At 57.8% G+C, this 3,304-nt stretch carries 4 protein-coding genes and 1 pseudogene; 2 read left to right on the top strand and 3 right to left on the bottom strand.

Annotated elements, in window-relative coordinates; all coding sequences use genetic code 11:
• Positions 1–472: PaaI family thioesterase (locus IL54_RS05810; protein WP_443210416.1), on the top strand; the 472-nt coding region annotated here is incomplete at its 5' end.
• A gap of 312 nt (positions 473–784) precedes the next feature.
• Positions 785–1,093 (top strand): annotated as a pseudogene (locus IL54_RS22735) (aldehyde dehydrogenase family protein); the annotation flags it as partial.
• Positions 1,094–1,107: 14 nt separating this feature from the next.
• On the opposite strand, the gene IL54_RS05800 reads toward IL54_RS22735, so the two are convergent.
• Genes IL54_RS05800 through IL54_RS05790 form a run of 3 tightly spaced genes read right to left on the bottom strand, consistent with a single transcriptional unit; the run spans position 1,108 to position 3,098 of the window.
• Positions 1,108–1,431: a helix-turn-helix domain-containing transcriptional regulator gene (locus IL54_RS05800; protein WP_037473913.1), complete on the bottom strand. Its 324-nt coding sequence runs from the start codon at positions 1,429–1,431 to the stop codon at positions 1,108–1,110.
• A 4-nt stretch (positions 1,432–1,435) separates the two neighbouring features.
• Positions 1,436–1,774, bottom strand: a complete 339-nt coding sequence (locus tag IL54_RS05795; RefSeq protein ID WP_037473911.1) for a type II toxin-antitoxin system RelE/ParE family toxin — start codon at positions 1,772–1,774, stop codon at positions 1,436–1,438.
• Positions 1,775–1,829: 55 nt separating this feature from the next.
• Positions 1,830–3,098, bottom strand: a complete 1,269-nt coding sequence (locus IL54_RS05790; protein WP_037477900.1) for a tyrosine-type recombinase/integrase — start codon at positions 3,096–3,098, stop codon at positions 1,830–1,832.
• Positions 3,099–3,304: the final 206 nt, after the last annotated feature.

Genomic DNA, 3,304 nt, shown 5'->3' with positions numbered 1-3,304 from the left:
TCGGAGGGGCGACGTTGTGAGGCTCCCGCCATATGCTGAACGACTGAAAGCAACTCTCGAAAGCGACGGTGTCCGCTTTCGCGTCGCGATGGCCGCTGGCCCGGATGTCACGGGGCGTCCCGGTTTCTTGCACGGCGGCGCGATATCGGGGTTGCTGGAATTAGCCGCCTTTGTTGCCCTGTACGAGGCTGTGGGCGAGCCGGGAGCAGTTCGCGTTAAACCCATTAATGTCACTGTGGACTTTAGGCGTGGAGGGAAGCTGGTGACGACGATCGCACAAGGTGAGGTCGTGCGGCTTGGCAACAGGATTGCGAACGTTGAAGTGGCGGCGTGGCAGGGCGATCGCGAGAAGCCCATCGCGGTCGCACGAATGAACTTCCTAATTGGAAACCCAGCCTTCCTGCAGGGTGACGACTCGGTCTTGGGCGAGAATTCGTCCAGGTCTGCCGTTGAGGGGCCTTCTGGCGCCTGAGTAAAATCCAGCTTACGCCGCAATTGCCACGGCGGGCGCTGGCCGGGGGTCAATACAGGCCTTTCTGGCACCCTCGGCTAGAGGCGAAGTCTCCTGGTCCATTTTTTCAAAAGGGATAAAGCTCAACGGCAGAAGCTAAAAGCAAAGCGGACTTCAAATTACATCTTGATTTAGATCAGGTTAGCTACATCCGGCCGACAGATGTATGGGCGCGCCAAAATCGACCCGCTCAAGGCCAGGGTCATGGCACCCGCATGATCCGAATTGCACGGAATTTGAGTCAGACCCCCGTTTGCACGACGATCCACACCCATGGGGGATCCCAACCTCGCCGAAGTCGCGATAGGCCCGATGATCAACGCTCCTCAGCACGATCATGCCGTCAAGACGATCGAGGCCAGCGTCGCTGCGGGCGCTATTCTACTAACCGGAGGCGCGGCTGATGGGCTTTTCATCAAACCCACCGTTCTTACCGACGTCAGCGCAGCCATGCCGGCTTATGTGGAAGAGATTTTCGGGCCAGTCGCGGCCATCACAACCTTTGCGACCGACGCGGAAGCGATCGCGATCGCGAACGACACCGACTACGGCCTGTCCGCCGCCATCATCTCGAAGGATGTCGGTCACGCAATCAGTCAGGCAAGTTCTACTGCATGTGCCACTATCGAAACGCCGAGGCGTTCGCGCACCGCTCCGAAGATGGCTGCGAGATTGTCCATGCTGGGGTTGCCCTTCTCGGATAGCATTCGGTGCAGGCTCTTGCTCGGCCGGTTTGTCTGTGCCGCCAGAGCTTCAAACCCAACCGACGCATTCACCAGGTCACGAAGGATCAGGCGCGCAACATGGGGCTCACCGTTCAGGAATGCTGTTGCCGCCTCGTCGAGCATGGCTTTGGCAAAGGCAGGATCGCGCGCCGCGCGCTCCTTCACCGTCTCCTTGAAATCCCGCGTCAGTACCATCCTTCTATCCCTTGGTTCTCTTCGCAGCCGCCTTACGGCCCTTATACTCCGTCAACAGCACGCTGGCGCGGTTGATATCGGCCTGCTGTCGCTTCTTCGTTCCCCCTACAAACAGGATGATCAATTCATCTCCATCCTGTCCAAGGTAAAGCCGATAGCCTGGTCCCCAATCGATCCGATATTCTCCAAGCCCGCCGCCGATCCATTTGACGTTCGACAGATTGCCAAGCTCCAGCCTGACAATCGCCGTCGCCACCTTGGCCCCGGCTTGGGTATCGAGAGCATCGAACCAAGTGCGAAATGGGCTGGAGCCGTCCTCGCGGATATACTCCTGTACGATCAACTCACAGCCTTTCCAGTAACGTATATGTTACCATCTGTCTATCTGTCTCTGTCGCTCAGGCGACGAGGCGAAGACGGTCCAGCTTGGCAGCCCCCTGAGCGAGCAGCTTGGCGATCTCGTCGGATGTCCGCCGCACGGCAAGCTTGAGGGCTTCATCGACATGGATGTAATCTTGCGTCACATTCTGCGAAGCGTGCCCTAGCATCGCGCGGATCGTTAGTTCTGAGAAACCTAGTTCAGCCGCGATGCTGGCGAAGGTATGGCGAAGAACGTGGGGCGTAACGTCGGAAATTCCGGCGAAGCCGCACACCCGTTGCAGGCAGGCGCTGACTGCCGTGAAGGGGCCATCACCCGTGGTCGCAGTGAACACGTAAGGATTGCCCGCGATCTGCGGCTGCGCCACGATGAGCTTGATCGCTTCCGGTCCGATCGCTCGGATCTGCCCATCGGTCTTGGTATCGGGAAAAGCAACGAATCCTCCCATTGGATAAACCCATGACCGCTGCATGGCTTGCCCCTCCTCGCGCCTATAGCCGGTCAGCAGCAATAGCCTAATGACGGCAATACCGGTCTGGCTAACGCCCTGCTGCTCGGCATAGGCAATCGCCTTGCCCAGCGCTTCGATCTCGGCAACGCTGAGGCGTCTTGTCTTTTTATTGCCAGCGAGCTTCTTGGCACCCTTAGTGGGATGCTCGGCGAGCAAGCCTTTATGCTTCGCATGGCCTAAGATGGCCTGAAGGGTCGCCAGGCAGCGCGCTGCGACACCGGGGCCTCCGGTCGCCTTGCCTCCCCGGCCGTCCGTCCGAGGCTTTTTCGTCTGTCCGGTCGCCACATCGTTTTGCATCGCTTCGACATCGGCAATCGTCAGATGACGGGCGATCCGTTTTCCGAGCAGCGGTTTGATATGGGTTCGGATTCGGCTTTCATCCATCGCAAGTGAAGACTCTTTGATCGGCCTGTTTCGTCGACCGAGGATCCTGCCTGCATGAGCTTCTGTCAGATACCAGTCGCACAGTTCGGCAACGTTCATCTCGTTCCTGGCGCGACGAGCGTCATCCGCCGGGTCTTCCCCGGCAGCAACCGTGCCGAGCTTGATCTTTGCAAGATCGCGCGCTTGCTCGGCAGTGATCACGCCAAAGCGACCGATATTGACACGGCGTTTGATGCCCTCGGCATTCCGGTACTGGATGATGAACGTCTTGAGGCCTGAAGGAAGGACGCGAACGCCGAAACCTCGAATCTCACTGTCCCATAGGACGACCTGCTTTTCCTCTGGGGGCTTCAGCGCATCGATCGAACGCTTGTTCAGCTTGGCAGTTGGCATTTCCGCCTCCATTTGGAGACAAAGCTTCTGGCGGTAAGCTTTGTCTCCATATTGTCTCCAAAATACGCCGTTTGGTGGCGAATTCCAGGATATGGCGTAGTAAGCAGAAATCAATATCTAGTTGAAATATCGTAGAAAATCGTATTATCGGAAATTGTAGCGTAGCTTAGAAATCAGATTGCCAAGGTTGGGGTCGAGGGTTCGAA

The organism is Sphingobium sp. ba1, assembly GCF_000743655.1.
GTDB lineage: Bacteria > Pseudomonadota > Alphaproteobacteria > Sphingomonadales > Sphingomonadaceae > Sphingobium.
This window is presented reverse-complemented; position numbering and strand designations above follow the sequence as displayed.